At 65.2% G+C, this 14394-nt stretch carries 12 protein-coding genes and 2 pseudogenes; 5 read left to right on the top strand and 9 right to left on the bottom strand.

The window, feature by feature from the left end; all coding sequences use genetic code 11:
- The first annotated feature begins 6 nt into the window (after positions 1-6).
- Complete coding sequence (locus tag BDO18943_RS04965; protein ID WP_175021489.1) at positions 7-348, top strand: hypothetical protein; 342 nt, start codon at positions 7-9, stop codon at positions 346-348.
- Here BDO18943_RS04965 and BDO18943_RS04960 read toward each other — a convergent pair.
- From BDO18943_RS04960 to BDO18943_RS04950, 4 genes and pseudogenes are all read right to left on the bottom strand, one after another.
- Positions 329-667: pseudogene (locus BDO18943_RS04960) on the bottom strand (transposase); the annotation flags it as partial. The gene BDO18943_RS04965 and the pseudogene BDO18943_RS04960 overlap by 20 nt on opposite strands.
- A 24-nt stretch (positions 668-691) precedes the next feature.
- A pseudogene (locus BDO18943_RS43130) lies at positions 692-850 on the bottom strand (IS481 family transposase); the annotation flags it as partial.
- 57 nt (positions 851-907) lie between these two features.
- Complete coding sequence (locus BDO18943_RS04955) at positions 908-2149, bottom strand: MFS transporter (RefSeq protein ID WP_175021488.1); 1242 nt, start codon at positions 2147-2149, stop codon at positions 908-910.
- Positions 2146-2511, bottom strand: coding sequence for a RidA family protein (locus BDO18943_RS04950; RefSeq protein WP_175021487.1), 366 nt, complete (start codon positions 2509-2511; stop codon positions 2146-2148). The genes BDO18943_RS04955 and BDO18943_RS04950 overlap by 4 nt, the downstream gene beginning before the upstream one ends.
- Before the next feature lie 112 nt (positions 2512-2623).
- On the opposite strand from BDO18943_RS04950, the gene BDO18943_RS04945 reads away from it, so the two are divergent.
- Positions 2624-3463, top strand: a complete 840-nt coding sequence (locus BDO18943_RS04945; RefSeq protein ID WP_175021486.1) for a TrmB family transcriptional regulator — start codon at positions 2624-2626, stop codon at positions 3461-3463.
- Positions 3464-3874: 411 nt separating this feature from the next.
- Here BDO18943_RS04945 and BDO18943_RS04940 read toward each other — a convergent pair whose 3' ends face one another.
- The 3 genes from BDO18943_RS04940 to BDO18943_RS04930 are packed head-to-tail and all read right to left on the bottom strand — an operon-like array spanning position 3875 to position 7505.
- Positions 3875-5431, bottom strand: a complete 1557-nt coding sequence (locus BDO18943_RS04940; protein WP_175021485.1) for a long-chain-fatty-acid--CoA ligase — start codon at positions 5429-5431, stop codon at positions 3875-3877.
- Positions 5432-5478: 47 nt separating this feature from the next.
- Positions 5479-6663 carry an acetyl-CoA C-acyltransferase family protein gene (locus BDO18943_RS04935; protein WP_175021484.1) on the bottom strand — a complete coding sequence of 395 codons (1185 nt, stop codon included), beginning with the start codon at positions 6661-6663 and terminating at the stop codon, positions 5479-5481.
- Positions 6664-6692: 29 nt separating this feature from the next.
- Positions 6693-7505, bottom strand: a complete 813-nt coding sequence (locus tag BDO18943_RS04930) for an enoyl-CoA hydratase/isomerase family protein (protein WP_175021483.1) — start codon at positions 7503-7505, stop codon at positions 6693-6695.
- Positions 7506-7862: 357 nt separating this feature from the next.
- Between BDO18943_RS04930 and BDO18943_RS04925 the strand changes: the two genes are divergently transcribed.
- On the top strand, positions 7863-8534 hold the full coding sequence (locus BDO18943_RS04925) for a TetR/AcrR family transcriptional regulator (RefSeq protein WP_175021520.1): 672 nt from the start codon (positions 7863-7865) through the stop codon (positions 8532-8534).
- Positions 8535-8761: 227 nt separating this feature from the next.
- Here the strand turns inward: BDO18943_RS04925 and BDO18943_RS04920 are convergent, their stop codons facing one another.
- Positions 8762-9898, bottom strand: coding sequence for a TIGR03364 family FAD-dependent oxidoreductase (locus BDO18943_RS04920; protein WP_407649791.1), 1137 nt, complete (start codon positions 9896-9898; stop codon positions 8762-8764).
- A 669-nt stretch (positions 9899-10567) separates the two neighbouring features.
- Here BDO18943_RS04920 and BDO18943_RS04915 point away from each other — a divergent pair.
- Positions 10568-11737: a porin gene (locus BDO18943_RS04915; protein WP_175021481.1), complete on the top strand. Its 1170-nt coding sequence runs from the start codon at positions 10568-10570 to the stop codon at positions 11735-11737.
- 307 nt (positions 11738-12044) lie between these two features.
- Here BDO18943_RS04915 and soxR read toward each other — a convergent pair whose 3' ends face one another.
- The gene (gene soxR, locus BDO18943_RS04910) at positions 12045-12521 is read right to left on the bottom strand and encodes a redox-sensitive transcriptional activator SoxR (RefSeq protein ID WP_175021480.1); all 477 of its coding nucleotides are present in this window, start codon (positions 12519-12521) and stop codon (positions 12045-12047) included.
- A 219-nt stretch (positions 12522-12740) separates the two neighbouring features.
- Between soxR and BDO18943_RS04905 the strand changes: the two genes are divergently transcribed.
- Entirely contained in the window at positions 12741-14090 is a 1350-nt protein-coding gene (locus BDO18943_RS04905) for an MFS transporter (protein ID WP_235995833.1), read from the top strand.
- Positions 14091-14394 lie beyond the last annotated feature (304 nt).

Here is a 14394-nt window from a genome sequence, read left to right as displayed (position 1 = left end):
GATTGAATGCCGGTACTCGCAAGCGACGGGGGATCGGGCGACTCTTTGCTGTTGCCAAGCGACACGATCACAAATGGACGGTCCTTTGTGCACGAGGTGAATTTTCGCGAGGTCGACATCAATTCGTTGGCCTGCCAGGTAGGATCTGTTGCCTTTCGCAATGGCGTAACGCTCTCGATGGGCGACTTTGTTTCAGATCGCCATGGTGGACTTTATGGAGCTCAAGTGGAGACGAGTGATTTCGCGAGGTATGATCGCGTTTCGAGCATTCACGCCCGTAACATGGAACCTGTCCGCATTTTTGTGGGCGAGGCGGTTGAACAACAGGTTATCCGCGTGCCTGCGTAAACCGCTCGCCGAACAGGATAGCAAACTGGTTCATCGCTGATTTCCAGTCGAAGGCCGTGCGTACCGTTTTGGCCAGCACATTGCGTAGCGCCAGCCAGAGCAGTTTGATCGCGGCCTCATCATCCGGGAAGTGGCCTCGCGTCTTGATGATCTTGCGCAGCTGCATATTCAAACTTTCTATGGCGTTCGTGGTGTACACGACCCGTCGAATCTCTGGCGGGAACACGTAGAACGGTACGACGTGCTCCCATGCACGCTGCCACGATTGCACGATGGTCGGGTATTTCTCGCCCCAGGGGCCGTCAGCGAAGTCCTGTAACGTGTGCGATTCACGGACATCGTTTCACTTCTTGGTGCGCCTTTTTCGTTCCGTGGTGGAGCTCGAGGCTCCGTTAGGAGACGCGAGCTCCACCACGCGCCGGTGATGTTCGGCGAGGGTCTTGTCGACGCGCCATTCACGGTGACGAATTCGTTCTTTCGTTTCGTCGTAGGCACTTTGGACCGGCCAGAGTTTCATAGACACTCACGAACCGCTTGGCACGTAGCGCCACTCAATGCCCTATCCTTGAATCTGCTCCGTATCGATGGCATCGGGTTGAAGATCTCCTCGATTTCTGGCCGGTACGGATCTAGTAGCGAGGGTACTAATGATGGCCGCGATCACCGTCGCAATCGCCGCCAGCAGGGCGAGTGCCTCCCAGCCAGCACGGATCGCGATCGTACCCGCCACGGCCGTACCCATAGCGCCGGCGACGTAGTAGAACGTCAGGTAAGCCGAGTTCAATGCGCCTGCGCGAGTTGGCTGGATAGCAACGACGCTTGCCTGATTGGCGACCTGAGCAGCGAAGCAACCGGCATCGAATAGGGCCAGCGCTGCTGCGGTGACGGCTGGATGGCTCAGTGAAGGCGCCAGGGCACCGGCGGAAGCGGCCGCGAGAATCAGGCCGCAGACAATCACGGTGCGGCTACCGAACCGGTCGGCCAGCCTTCCGGCGATACGCGTCACGAGGAGACCCAGGAGTCCGGCGATGCTGTACAGGCCGATGGTCGCAGCGTCCAGGTTATACGGTGGAGTGGCGAGACGCACGGCAAGGCCGACCCAGATCAAATTAAAAGCAAAAAACCACAATGCCCCGGCGTAGATGTGCAAACGCAACTGCCGGGATTTCCATATCAAGGATGGCAAGGAGCGCAACGTCGACCAGTATCCGGTATGCCCGAGGGGACGTTCCGCGGGCAGAAGCGGGATCACACAAAACGCTGAAACGGTGGCGAAGGCCGCCAATGCCAGCAGTGCACCTCGCCATCCGCACCACTGCACCAAGGCCCCGCCAACGAAACGACTGAGCAGTATCCCTGCGGATATGCCGGCAGAGATCGTCCCCATGAGCTGCGCCCGGTTTTGTGGGGCGGCGTGCTTGCCTACGAGGGCACTGCTCTGCGCGGCAACCGTTGTCATGGCGCCGATCAAAACGAAGCACGCGATCAGCGCGTCGGGTCCTGGCGCCGACGCCGCCAGAACCAGAGCACACGCTAGTGCAAACATCTGCCCTGGGATCAAGGCGCGCGGGCTCAGCTTGTCCACCAGCGGAACCAGTAGCAACAAGCCGAGCAGATAACCGACCATCGCACCGGCTGCCACTGCCGTCATCGGTGCGACGGGCACCTCAAAATCGGCGGCGATGATCGAGAGGGCCGGTTGCAGCGCATAGTCGTTCGCGATGGCGCCACCGGCAGCAATCGAAAGCACCGCCACTGCGCGGCCCGAAAGCCGCGCGCTCTTCTCTCCGCCGACCTTCACTTGGCAACCCTGACGGCCACGGCCTCGACCTCCGCGAGGATCGCGTCATCGACGAACGGCAGCGCATGCACGAGCGAAAACGCCGGTCGAATGTCGCGGTACACCTCGCCGTGCGCGCGCGCGGCATCCTCCCAGTGATCAAAGTCCGCCACGACCAGGCGGCTCTGGACTACATCCGACAACTGGAAGCCGTTGTCCACGAGTACCTTCTCGACCGTGGCAAGGGCATCTCGGGTTTGCATGTAGACATCCGAGCCTTTGCCGGCCGTACCTGAAATGTAGATCGTGTCGTTGACGATCACGGCTCGTGAATATCCGACCTTGGTCTCCCACGGGGAGCCCGTGCTGATGAGTTCGCGCATAAGGATTGTCCTTTGGTGACATAAGCAATGAATAACTACTTGGGTAGTAGCCAAGTGTGATCGTATACTACTGAGGTAGTTAGTCAACTGCCGGCAAAAAAGCGAGTCACGTATGACAGCAGACACTGAATTGATCGCCTCGATGACACGACTGGGATTCACCCAGTACGAGGCGCAGGCGTACACGGCCCTGGTGGGTCAAGCCGCATTGACCGGAGCCGAAGTGGGCCGCAGAGCATCGATGCCGCCTTCGAAGGTCTATGAGACGCTGGCCCGTCTGGAAACGCGCGGAGCCGTCCTCGTCAATCGATCAGAGCCCGTGCGCTATGCGGCTGTCCCCCATACGGAACTGCTGGCCGAACTCCGTTCTCGCTTCAACGCCGACCTCGAGGCCGCCGCGTCGGCGCTGGATCGCCTGCCGGTTCAACAGGAACCAGGGCTGGTCTGGTCGCTGAGCGGCACGGAATCGATCATCCAGGCATTTGCGCGCACGATCTCGAACGCGCAAAAGCGTTTGTTCGCGGGTATCTGGGACGGCGAGATTGACGAATTGGGCCCTCTGCTTGAAGCGGCGAGCGCGCGGGGAGTCGACACACATGTCGCCATCTATGGCAACAGGACGTTGAAAGGCCCTCATACGTATGACATGGCCGAATGTGGGGCAAGCGCGAGACTGCGACTTTCCGGCCGACGTCTTGCTGTCGTGGTGGCCGACGAGGACTATGCGGTAGTGGCAGAGTTCGGCGACTACACGCCCGATCAGGCGACCGTCACCACCAATCCGGTTATCGCACTGCTGGCTGTCGAGTACATCAAGGCCGACGTCAGCGGGCGGCTAATGATCGATGCAATGCCTCCGGCGGCGTATAAGAAGTTGCTCACGACCAAGGCCATGCGGGCTATGCTCCGACCTGTTGAAACTGACGCCCCAAAAAGCACTGCCAGCAATTGAAGGCGGCACCTCATGGCACCGCAGGAATGGCCGTTGTACCTCGGTAATGGTCCATCCGGCCGCGCAAAGGTGAAGGCACAAGTAGGTCGGCATCCGCCGGTCGCCCCTCCCCCGGACAACGCAACAGCGTTGCGCACAGTACATTCGAGCCGGCGCAATCCATCGAGCCGCTCCACGATCCTGGCCTCGACGCCGCGCGGCGCCGGCCGGTACCAGGACGGTTCCGTCGCGCTGCCCGGCAGTAACGTTCTCCTGCCGGGTAGCCATCACGCTCGTCGTGCGGATTCCGGCAAGCGCGCCCGAGCGCCTGCGTCAGCGCCCGAATCCGTACGGGAGCAGAGCAGGCTCATGCGATGAAAGCACGCCGCGCCGCCGAGCGGCCGGGGCGATCGCTGGGGGCACCATGCAGCGTCAGCCCACCGACCGACCGGCGCCTTTCCAGTGCGCCTCGCGCAATACATACTTCAGCAGCTTGCCCGCACCGGACAGCGGCAGCCCGTCGCGGAATTCGATGCTGCGCGGGCATTTGTAGCCCGCGATGAGCGTCTTGCAATGCGACTTGATGTCGTCTTCGGTTACGTCGACGCCGGGCTTCAGCACGACCGCCGCATGAACCGTCTCGCCCCACTTTTCATCAGGAATCCCGATGACGGCGCACATCGCGACAGCCGGGTGTTTCGCGATCGCGTTTTCCACCTCGACCGAATAGACATTCTCGCCGCCGGTCACGATCATGTCCTTCAGGCGATCCACGATGAACAGGAACCCGTCCTCGTCGAGATAGCCCCCGTCTCCCGTGTGCATCCACCCGTCGCGAATCGCCGCCGCGGTCTCCGCCGGCTTGTTCCAGTACCCCTGCATGACACCAGCGCCGCGTGCGACGACTTCACCGGGCGTGCCGCGCGGCACCTCGACACCGTCGGCATCGACGACGCGGATCTCGGCGAAAAACGTCGACCGTCCCGCGGCGCGCAACTTGCCCGACTGGCGACCCTCCAGGGTATGGCAAGCAGGCGGCAGCACGGCGATCACCGGCGACATCTCGGTCATGCCGTAAAGCTGCATGAATGCCGCGCCGGGCAGTGCGTCAAACGCGCGATTCAACACCGCCTCGCTGATCGGCGAAGCGCCGTACTGAACCAGTCGGAGGCTGCTGGCGTCGTGCGTCTTCATGGCCGGATGATCGACCAGCATCTGGATCATGGTGGGCACCAGCAGCGTATCGGTCACCCGCTCCTTCTCGATGACCGACAGCGCCTCAGCCGGATCGAACGCGGGGAGGAACACATGCCGCCCGCCTCGCAGCAGCAGCGCCATCATGAGCGTCACATCGGCCACATGGAACATCGGCGCGGCGTGGAGCCCGACGCCATCCTCCGCGATCGCGCCTTCGGCAAGCATGTCGAGCGCGTTGCTGAACAGGTTGCGATGGCTCAGCATCACGCCCTTCGGAACGCCCGTCGTGCCCCCGGTGTAAAGAATGCCGGCCAGGTCCTCGCCCGAGCGCATCGCATCGGGCACCGGCGCCGCGGCGGCCAGCAGCGCCTCGTAGGACAGCATGCCATCGGGCGTTGCGTCTTCGCCCGCATGAACGACCGCGCGCAGCGCCGGCGACCGGCTGCGCAACTCGGGCACCATTGCTGCGAACGCGTCATCCACCAGCAGGATCGCGGTATCGCAATCGTCGAGCGAATACGCGATTTCGGCTGGGCTCCAGCGGATATTGACCGGATTGACGACGCCGCCCGCCCACACGACCGCCAGGTAGTACTCCAGATAGCGATCGGAATTCAGCGCGAGCATGGCGACGCGGCCGCCGGCATCGAGGCCCAGCGTCTGCAGCGCCGATGCCAGCCTCGACACACGCTCGCCGAGTTCCGCAAAGGTCCGGCGCCGTTCGCCGAACACGGTCGCGATGGCATTCGGTTTCTGCTGTACCGCGCGATGCAGCCCAATGGTCAAATGCATGACGTCTCCTGACTGGTGATCGATATCGAACCGGCCGTCGAACGGATTCAGGCCCGCTCGAAGATGGCCGCGATGCCCTGCCCGCCGCCGATGCACAGCGTCACCAGCGCGTAGCGGCCGCCCGTCCGGTGCAGTTCGGCGATCGCCTTCGTGGTGATGATCGCGCCCGTGGCGCCCACCGGGTGGCCGAGCGAAATGCCCGATCCGTTCGGATTGACCCTGGCCGGATCCAGGCCCAGCTCCTGAATGACGGCACAGGCCTGCGCGGCGAATGCTTCATTGGCTTCGATCACGTCCAGGTCCTGTATCCTGAGCCCCGTGCGTTCGAGTACCTTGCGCGTGGCCGGAACCGGCCCTATCCCCATGTACGCGGGCTCCACGCCTGCGTGCGCATAACCGACCAGACGCGCGAGGGGCCGCAGGCCCAGCGCGTTGACGCGCTCCGCCGTCGCCAGCACGACCGCGCCAGCACCGTCGTTGATGCCCGACGCATTGCCGGCGGTCACGAGGCCGTCTTTCCTGAAGACCGGCTTCATGCCGGCCAGCGTCTCCACCGTGGTATCGGCCCGCACGTGCTCGTCGGTATCGAACCGGACCACGCCCTTGCGCGTGCCGATCTCGACCGGCACGATCTGCTCGTCGAAGCGCCCCTGCGCAATCGCCAACGCGGCACGCCGCTGGCTCTCCGCGGCGAGGCGATCCTGCGCGTCGCGCGAAATGCCGTAGCGCGCGGCGACGTTCTCCGCCGTGATGCCCATGTGCATCTTTTCCCACGGGTCGTGCAGGATGCCGACCATGTAGTCGATCAGCGCGGCGTTGCCCATGCGCGTGCCGTAGCGCGCCGCGGTATCGAAGTACGGGCCGCGGCTCATCGACTCGGAACCGCCGCCGATCGCGATATCGCAATCGCCGTGGCCGATGGCCTGCGCCGCCGACACGATGGCCTGCAGGCCCGAGCCGCACAGGCGGTTCACGTTGAAGGCCGGCGTCTCGATCGGGCAACCCGCGTCGAGGGCGGCCACGCGGCTCAGGTAGGCGTCGCTCGGCTCGGTCGGAATCACGTTGCCCATCACCACGTGGCCGACCGCATCGGGCGCGACGCCGCTGCGCTCGATGGCCGCCTTCACGACCGTGGTCGCAAGCCGCGTGTTCGGCACGTCCTTGAGCGCGCCGCCAAAGGTGCCGATCGCGGTGCGCGCGGTGCCGACAACATAGATGTCACGCAGGGTCATATCGATCTCCGGAAGATGAATGGAATGGATCAGCAGCCCGCAAACCGGGCAGCCTGCCTGGAATGGAACGCGTCCAGCCCGGCACCGAAATCCTGCGTCGCCGCGCAGTCGCGGAACGCCTCGGCTTCGGCACCGAGTTGCGCGGGCAGGCTGCGGTCGAACGACTCGCGCATCAGGCGCCGGATTGCGCCATAAGCCAGCGTCGGGCCGGATGCGAGGCGCTGTGCCAGTGCGTCGACTTCCTCCTGAAGCCGCTCCGCCGGGACGACCCGGTTGATCAACCCGAGCCGCTCGGCATCGGCAGCCCCGAACGTCTCGCCCAGCATTGCGATCTCGAGTGCGCGGCGCAGCCCCACCAGGCGCGGCAACGCCCACGAGGTGCCCGAATCGCAGCTCACGCCCAGGTTGATGAAGGCCGAGTTGAAGCGCGTACCCTCCGCCGCCAGCACGAAGTCGGCCTGCAGCATCAGGCTCAGGCCCGCGCCCGCGGCCACGCCATGAACCTGGGCGATCACGGGCGCGTTCAGCCCGGCCAGGATCGCCACGGCCTCGTGAATCGGCGTGATCAGATCGACGGCCCCTTGCACGGGATCGGCGCGCAGCGTCGCCAGATCGCCGCCCGCCACGAACCCCTTGCCGGCGCCGCGCAGCACGACGGCACGCACGGAAGGGTCGGCCGCGAGATCCTTCGCGGCGGCGAGCAATGCGCGGGCCATCGGCACGTCCAGCGCGTTGAGCGCGTGCGGTCGGTTGAAGGTCAGCGTGACGACTGCAGCGGCGCGCCGCACTTGCAGTTCAGGAGCGCCCGGGACGTCCCGCGAAGGTGAGTCGGTCGGATTCATCGGCATTTCATGAAGAGACGCAAGTGATGGGCAGGCCGTGGATCACACCGCATGCCCGGTCGATCGGGCGAGGGGTCGCCGCAAGCGCCCCGATCGCAGCGGCCGGCTTGCGCGGGTACCCCTGCCACGCGCCGCGCCCTGTCATGCCCGGCGTTCGACGATGTGCCGGCTCGCGCGCCGCCGCACGACAGCCCTGCTCGGCTGCCGGAACCCGAACCGAACGGGTCCCGGTCGTCACAGCCAACGGGGGTTTCACGGATTTTTCCACGAACCTACTTCCGAGTAACATAGTTACGATTTGGTAGATTCTAGGTTTTGAACGATACTTCACCATCCGTACTTTCCCGCGTTTGCCTCATGTCCAATGCCCCTTCGGCGCCCAAGTCCCGACGCCCCGCCGACAGCCCGTCACCCTGGACGCCCGCCACCGAGCGCGAACAACAACGCGAAGCGAAACGCAACGCGGTGCTGTCGACTGCCGCCCGGCTCTTCAACGAGCGGGGGTTTCACGCGACTTCGCTCGACGACATCGCGGCCGAGTTGCACGTCAGCAAGCCGACGCTCTACTACTACGTCAAGAACAAGGACGACATCCTGTTGCAGTGCGTCCGCAAGGGCCTGGAGATGGTGCTGGAGGGCATCGAGCAATCGCGCAGCGCAGGCGGCAGGGCGGTCGACCAGCTGGCCGCGTCGATGAACGTGTATGCGCGGATCGTCACGATGGATTTCGGTATGTGCCTGATCCGCGTGGGCGACGACGAGTTGCCGCCCGACAGCCGCGCGGCGTTGCGGCAACTCAAGGCATCGATCGACCAGCAGTTCCGCCGGCTCGTGGCGGAAGGGATCGACGAAGGTTCGCTGGCGCCATGCGACCCCAAGATAGCGGCCTTCGTGATCGGCGGCGCATTGAGCTGGATCGGGCGCTGGTATCAGCCCGGCGGCGAATACACGCCCGAGCAGATCGCGGAGCACTGCATTGCGACGCTCACCGGCGGCCTGTTGCTGCGCCGGGAGGCGGCGGTCAAGTGAAGTCGTAATCGGGCCGCGCCCGGCGGAGCGACAGGATCGGTCCGCCGCGCCGGACGGCCGCAATCGGCGGTATGCCGTGCCGAGAGTGACCGGCATGCAGGCCGGCCTGCATGTCAGAGACGTGCGTTATCGATACGCTCGACCAGCACGCCGCGGGCGGCCCCGTCGATCATCGGCCGCGCGAGTCCCGCGAATGCGTCGAATGCGCGACCCGCATGTTCGCGCCATCACCACGCGGCAAACACGTCCTGCGCGATCCCGAAGCCCGTGCTCATTCCGACGCCGCTCGTCACGACGACGACGCGCGTGCCGTCGTCCGGCGCCTCGATCACGCAATCGGCACCGGAGGCCGACGGATAGCTGCCGGTCCAGCGCTCGACGACGTCCAGTTCCGGCACATCGAGCGTCTCTTGCAGCAGGCGCAGGATCTGCGCATCGATCTCCTGCGTCGCGAACGGCAGCGGCGCCGCACCGTATTCGTGCGAGTCGCCCACGACGAGACTGCCGTCGGCGCTCTGCACCGCGATCAGGTGAATGCCGTAACCGACGCACACGGGCTCTTCCGCCTTCAGGCGCGTGCGCAACGCGTCGGCCGCGGGCAGCGCCGCGAAACCCGGGTAACGCAGCAGGCTCAGGTCGCTCATCACCGCGGCGCGCAGCGCCACCCGGCGGCGCGGCCGCACGCGCAGCATCTGCAACTGGCACAGCCGAACCTCGTGCCGCGCAAACCAGTCGCCGTACAGATGACGGCTGTCCGCATTGCCGCAGACGATCACGCGCTCCGCGTGCAGCACACCGCGCGACGTACGCACGGACGGCGTGCACACCTCGTGCACCATTTCGCCGTAGCGGAACCGCACGCCGAAGCGTTCCGCCAGCCACGCCGCCAGCAAACCGATCGCGGTACGCGGCTCGATGCGCAGTTCATGCGGGCTGTGCAGCACGCCTTGCACGCCGTCCAGCCGCAACTCCGGCGCCACGGCCGCCGCTTCGCCGGGCGTCATGACCCGGCAGCCGTCGGCCATGCCGGTCTGCATGAAGGCGTCGATCAGGTGCAGCGCCTCGGGGCGACGCGCAATCAGGTGGAGGCCCTGGTGAAGCACGTCGATGCCGGCTTGCGGCGCCACGTCCGCCCAGACCTCGCGACTCGCGCGCGCACGCCGCCAGCTGTGCTCGGCATGCTGCCCGCTGACGGTCACGAACCCGAAATTGCGGATCGACGCGCCCACGCATGCGGCATCGCGCTCGATCACGCAGACGCGCAACCCCTTGCGGGCCGCCGTAAAGGCATGTGCGAGACCGACGATGCCGGCGCCGACGACGATCACGTCGTAAGAATCTGCTGCTGCGATGGCGTTCACGATTGCACGTTCCTTTTGTCGAGATGACACGCGCCGCCCGTCGGGCCGTGCGCATCGGCTGCCGCTCGCCGCGCCGCATCGACGGCTCCCCGGCAGCAGAGCGAACGGGCCGGCTCGCGCCGCCCGTTCCCGGGACGGTCGCCCGATCCCGCACTATCGCGACGCAAGATGACATCCGAATGAAAAACCGCAAAATCGCATGAATTAACACATTTTGCCATCATATGACTTGGCAGCAGTCCGCGCCGACCTGCCAGTTCACCGCATTCGCATGTACCGCGTTCGCATCGATCGAATCCGCTGTCGGCGTAGGGATGACATGCCGAAATATCACACCTGTATTGCGCGAATGCGATTTTCACGCACGTAGGAACAACCTGCCTCGCAACACGCGCCCGCCCTCGCCGCGTGTCCGCGTCCGATCGCCCGGGCCCGCCATGCCTCGTGGCAATTTCAGCCAATTCATGCTGTTTTGTGGTTTTTCATGTGCATGTCACCGAGGGCCGCAACACTGCCGTGTCTCCGGAAAACGCGTCGCCGGGAATCCGGGTGACTCCGGCTGACGGACACAACGAAGGGTCGACACACACGATGCTAGCGCTCGGATCGACCTTTCAATTTATTAACAGTCCTTAGTTAAACAAGCATCGCTCTCGCATGGGAAACTCAACGATGAAGAAGTTCGCACTGTCCGCCCTCTCGCTGTCGCTGCTGGGTGTCGCCGGCGTGGCGCACGCACAGTCGAACGTCGCGCTGTACGGCGTGATCGACACGTCGATCACGTACGTTCACGGCAACAGCGGCACGGGTAACAATCTGTGGCAAATGGGCAGCGGCAACCTGTCGGGCAGCCGCTGGGGCATGAAGGGCAGCGAGGATCTAGGCGGCGGCCTGAAGACCGTGTTCCAGCTCGAAAGCGGCTTCAATTCGGGCACGGGCCGCCTCGGCCAGGGCGGCCGCATGTTCGGCCGTCAGGCGTTCGTCGGCCTGCAGAGCAGCCAGTACGGCACCGTCACGCTGGGCCGCCAGTACGACCCGGTCGTCGACCTGGTTCAGGGCGTCACCGGCGACAACTATTTCGGCGGCATCTTCGCGACGCCGGGCGACGTCGACAACAACGACAACAGCCTGCGCGTGAACAACACGGTCAAGTACACGTCGCCGGTGCTGGCCGGCCTGCAGGTCGAGGCGATGTACGGCTTCGGCGGCGTCGCCGGCTCGACGGGCTCGGGCCTCACGTACGCGATCGCGGCCGCGTACAACAACGGCCCGCTGGGCATCGCCGGCGGCTACTTCTACACCAACAACGTGAGCGGCACCGCACGCGCCACGGGCTGGAGCGGTTCGTCCGACGCGATCTTCGACGGCCCGATCAACAGCGGCTACCTGAGCGCGAAGAGCATCGGTATTGCACAGGTCGCGGGGCAGTACGCGATCGGCCCGGTCACGCTGGGCCTCGGCTACAGCAATGCGCAGTACCGCCGCGACGGCGATTCGCTCGCCGGCTTCGCCAACACGCAGAAGTACAACACCGGCCGCGCATTCGCCACGTACCAGGCATCGGCGCCGCTGCTGCTCGGTATCGGCTATGCGTACACGAAGGCGAGCGGCAACGTCGACGCGAAGTATCACCAGGTGTCGGTGGGCGCCGACTATTCGCTGTCGAAGCGCACCGACCTCTATCTGATCGGCGCGTACCAGCATGCGAGCGGACAGCAGCAGGTCGTGAACGCGAGCGGACAACTGGTCACGCAGGATGCGCAGGCGTCGATCGGTTCGTACGGCTACGCCGGCACGAAATCGCAGGAGATCGTCGCGCTCGGCCTGCGTCACAAGTTCTGATCGTCACGTTGTTTGGCCCCGGGGCGTACCTGCATCCGGGGCCGCCGCCGTCGGATTGCGCTGTGCGCCACCGACACGTGCCCGCTCGCTCATACGGCTGCGGTTGCGCGTTGCGCACCGTGAGCACGTAGCACTTGCCGGTCGGCTGGCCGCCCTGGATCTCGTCCGCAGCCACCTTGCCCGCTCGCCCAGCCGTCGCGTCCAATCCGGCGCGAGCCCGGCGACTTCACTCGGCGCGCCCCGTTCGTTCGCATCCGGCCGGCCCGCGAGCGCATGCAACATGCGGGCCCCGGCCACTCACGCGCCCTCATCGCGCCGCCTTGCGCTTGCGGGCCGCCTCACCCTCGAGCAGCACCGCACCCTGCCCTCGCTCGCGTAACGCGTCGCCCGGGTTTCTCAGCGGGCAATCCTTCATCGACAGGCACCCGCAACCGATGCATCCATCCATCTGGTCACGCAACCGGGTAAGCCGCTGTATCCGTTCATTCAGCAGGTCGCGCCATCCTGTAGACAGCCGCCGCCAGTCCGCCGCACTCGGTGCCTTGCGGGATGGCAGTTCGTCCAGCGCTGCCTTGATCGTGTCGAGCGGAATGCCCGCGCGCTGCGCGACCTTGATGATCGCGACCCGCCGCAGCACGTCGCGCGCGTAACGGCGCTGGTTGCCATCGGTACGCCAGCCGTGGATCAAGCCCTTGGCTTCGTAGAAGTGGATTGACGATACGGCCACCCCGCTGCGTTGGGCGACCTCACCTACGGACAAAGGCACCTGCACGTCGATTTTCATGTTCCGCACCTGTTGACCTCAACATTGGTTGAGGTTTTATAACGGATACCGATGCCCCTTTCAAGCATCTCGCCGCCGCCTGACGCGCGCGCATGAATCGGAGAAAACATGGATATCGACGACGCGATGAACGAGCAACCTGCATCGGCCGCTCTGCCGGACGTCAACGTGCCGGCGCACAACGCCGGCTGGCATGCGCTGCTGTCCGGTGCGAACGGCATGCGGTCGCTGGCACTGGCCGGCGGTGTCGCGCTGCATGCGATCAACATCTACATCGTGACGACCATCCTGCCGTCGGTCGTTCGAGACATCGGCGGACTCGAGTACTACGCATGGAACACGACGCTCTTCATGGCTGCGTCGATCGTCGGTGCACCGCTGTCCGCGAATGTACTGGGTCGCTTCGGGCCGCGCGTCGCGTACCTCATTGCGCTCGTCGTGTTTTGCGGTGGCACGCTCGCGTGCGCGACCGCGCAGACCATGCCGTGGATGCTCGTCGGCCGCGCCGCGCAGGGGTTCGGCGGAGGCATCCTGTTCGCGCTCAGCTATGCGTTGATCCGCGTCGTGTTCGACACGCGCCTGTGGGCGCGCGCGATGGCAATGGTATCCGGCATGTGGGGCGTCGCGACACTCTGCGGACCGGCAATCGGCGGGATCTTCGCGGAGTCGGGTACGTGGCGGCTCGCGTTCATCGCATTGCTGCCCGTCGCCGCCGTGCTGGCGCTGATCGTGATCTTCAGGCTACCCGCGCATGAGGCGCCTGGCCAGCCGGCATCCCGGCCCGCGCTCGGCAAGATTCTGCTGCTTGCCGCCTCCGTGCTCGTCGTGTCCGTGGCCAGCCTGTCGACGGTGCGCTCCGCGAACATCGCGGGCGTCGCCGCAGGCCTTGCGATCGCGGCGCTGATCGCACACCTCGAGCGCAACGCGACGATCCGGCTGCTGCCGATCGGTGCCTACAGCATCCGTGCACCGCTCGGCGCCATTTACGCATGCATGAGCCTGCTCGTGATCGGGATCACGACGGAGGTCTTCGTTCCGTATTTCCTGCAAGTCATTCACGGCTACACGCCGCTGATTGCCGGCTATCTGACCGCGCTGATGGCCGCGGGCTGGACGGTCGGCTCGATCTTCAGCTCCGGGCGCAGCTCACACGCCGCGCAGGCACTCGTACGCGGCGGGCCGCTGGTCGTGATGCTTGCGCTCGCCGCGCTTGCGTTCGTCGTGCCGCAGCCGTCCCCGCCTGGCGCAGCGGCCGGTGTGGCAATCCTGTGTACGGCACTCACCGCAGTAGGCGTTGGCATCGGCTTGGGTTGGCCGCACCTGCTCACGCAGGTCCTGACGCATGCACCGGCCGGACAGGAAGACCTTGCATCGACCTCCATCACGACCGTGCAGCTCTACGCGACCGCGATCGGCGCCGCACTCGGGGGGCTCGTCGCCAATCTCGCCGGCTTCTCGACGCCCGGCGGGCTCGCCGGTGCGCAGCATGCGGCCGTGTCGTTGTTCGCCACATTCGCTGTCGCTCCACTGCTGGCCGCTGTCGTCGCGCGTCGCGTACCGGTTCGATGAAGGCCAGGCGGTTCGCAATTTCTGCCGCCTCTCTCGAAACGACAATTCGACTTGGCGGAATACCCGCCATGACCGTGAACCGGCCGTGACGCTAGTCATTTCCCCATCCTGACTATCACGGCCGACCACTCAACGTAGTGACCGTCCCGCATCCGACGCGGAAAGCACGCCTCACTGCCTGGAGATCAACTACCGGCGTGGACTTTCCCGGCTCTCCCGGCCAATATTGAACCGGTGGAATTCCCACGATTTCCGCACCGGAATCCAGCTGCGTCCAGCAGACTGTGACAGGTTCGAATGCGAT

This window comes from Burkholderia aenigmatica (genome assembly GCF_902499175.1).
In the GTDB taxonomy this organism is placed as follows: Bacteria; Pseudomonadota; Gammaproteobacteria; order Burkholderiales; family Burkholderiaceae; genus Burkholderia; species Burkholderia aenigmatica.
The sequence above is the reverse complement of the archived record's forward strand: the minus strand, read 5'-3'. Positions and strand labels throughout refer to the sequence as shown.

Bases quoted from the DNA above. Each gene is read 5' to 3' on its own strand.
- BDO18943_RS04965 (WP_175021489.1), top strand. From the start codon at position 7: ATGCCGGTACTCGCAAGCGACGGGGGATCGGGCGACTCTTTGCTGTTG.
- BDO18943_RS04950 (WP_175021487.1), bottom strand. From the start codon at position 2,511: ATGCGCGAACTCATCAGCACGGGCTCCCCGTGGGAGACCAAGGTCGGA.
- soxR (WP_175021480.1), bottom strand. From the start codon at position 12,521: ATGAAAATCGACGTGCAGGTGCCTTTGTCCGTAGGTGAGGTCGCCCAA.
- BDO18943_RS04930 (WP_175021483.1), bottom strand. From the start codon at position 7,505: ATGAATCCGACCGACTCACCTTCGCGGGACGTCCCGGGCGCTCCTGAA.
- BDO18943_RS04915 (WP_175021481.1), top strand. From the start codon at position 10,568: ATGAAGAAGTTCGCACTGTCCGCCCTCTCGCTGTCGCTGCTGGGTGTC.
- BDO18943_RS04940 (WP_175021485.1), bottom strand. From the start codon at position 5,431: ATGCATTTGACCATTGGGCTGCATCGCGCGGTACAGCAGAAACCGAAT.
- BDO18943_RS04935 (WP_175021484.1), bottom strand. From the start codon at position 6,663: ATGACCCTGCGTGACATCTATGTTGTCGGCACCGCGCGCACCGCGATC.
- BDO18943_RS04925 (WP_175021520.1), top strand. From the start codon at position 7,863: ATGTCCAATGCCCCTTCGGCGCCCAAGTCCCGACGCCCCGCCGACAGC.
- BDO18943_RS04945 (WP_175021486.1), top strand. From the start codon at position 2,624: ATGACAGCAGACACTGAATTGATCGCCTCGATGACACGACTGGGATTC.
- BDO18943_RS04905 (WP_235995833.1), top strand. From the start codon at position 12,741: ATGCGGTCGCTGGCACTGGCCGGCGGTGTCGCGCTGCATGCGATCAAC.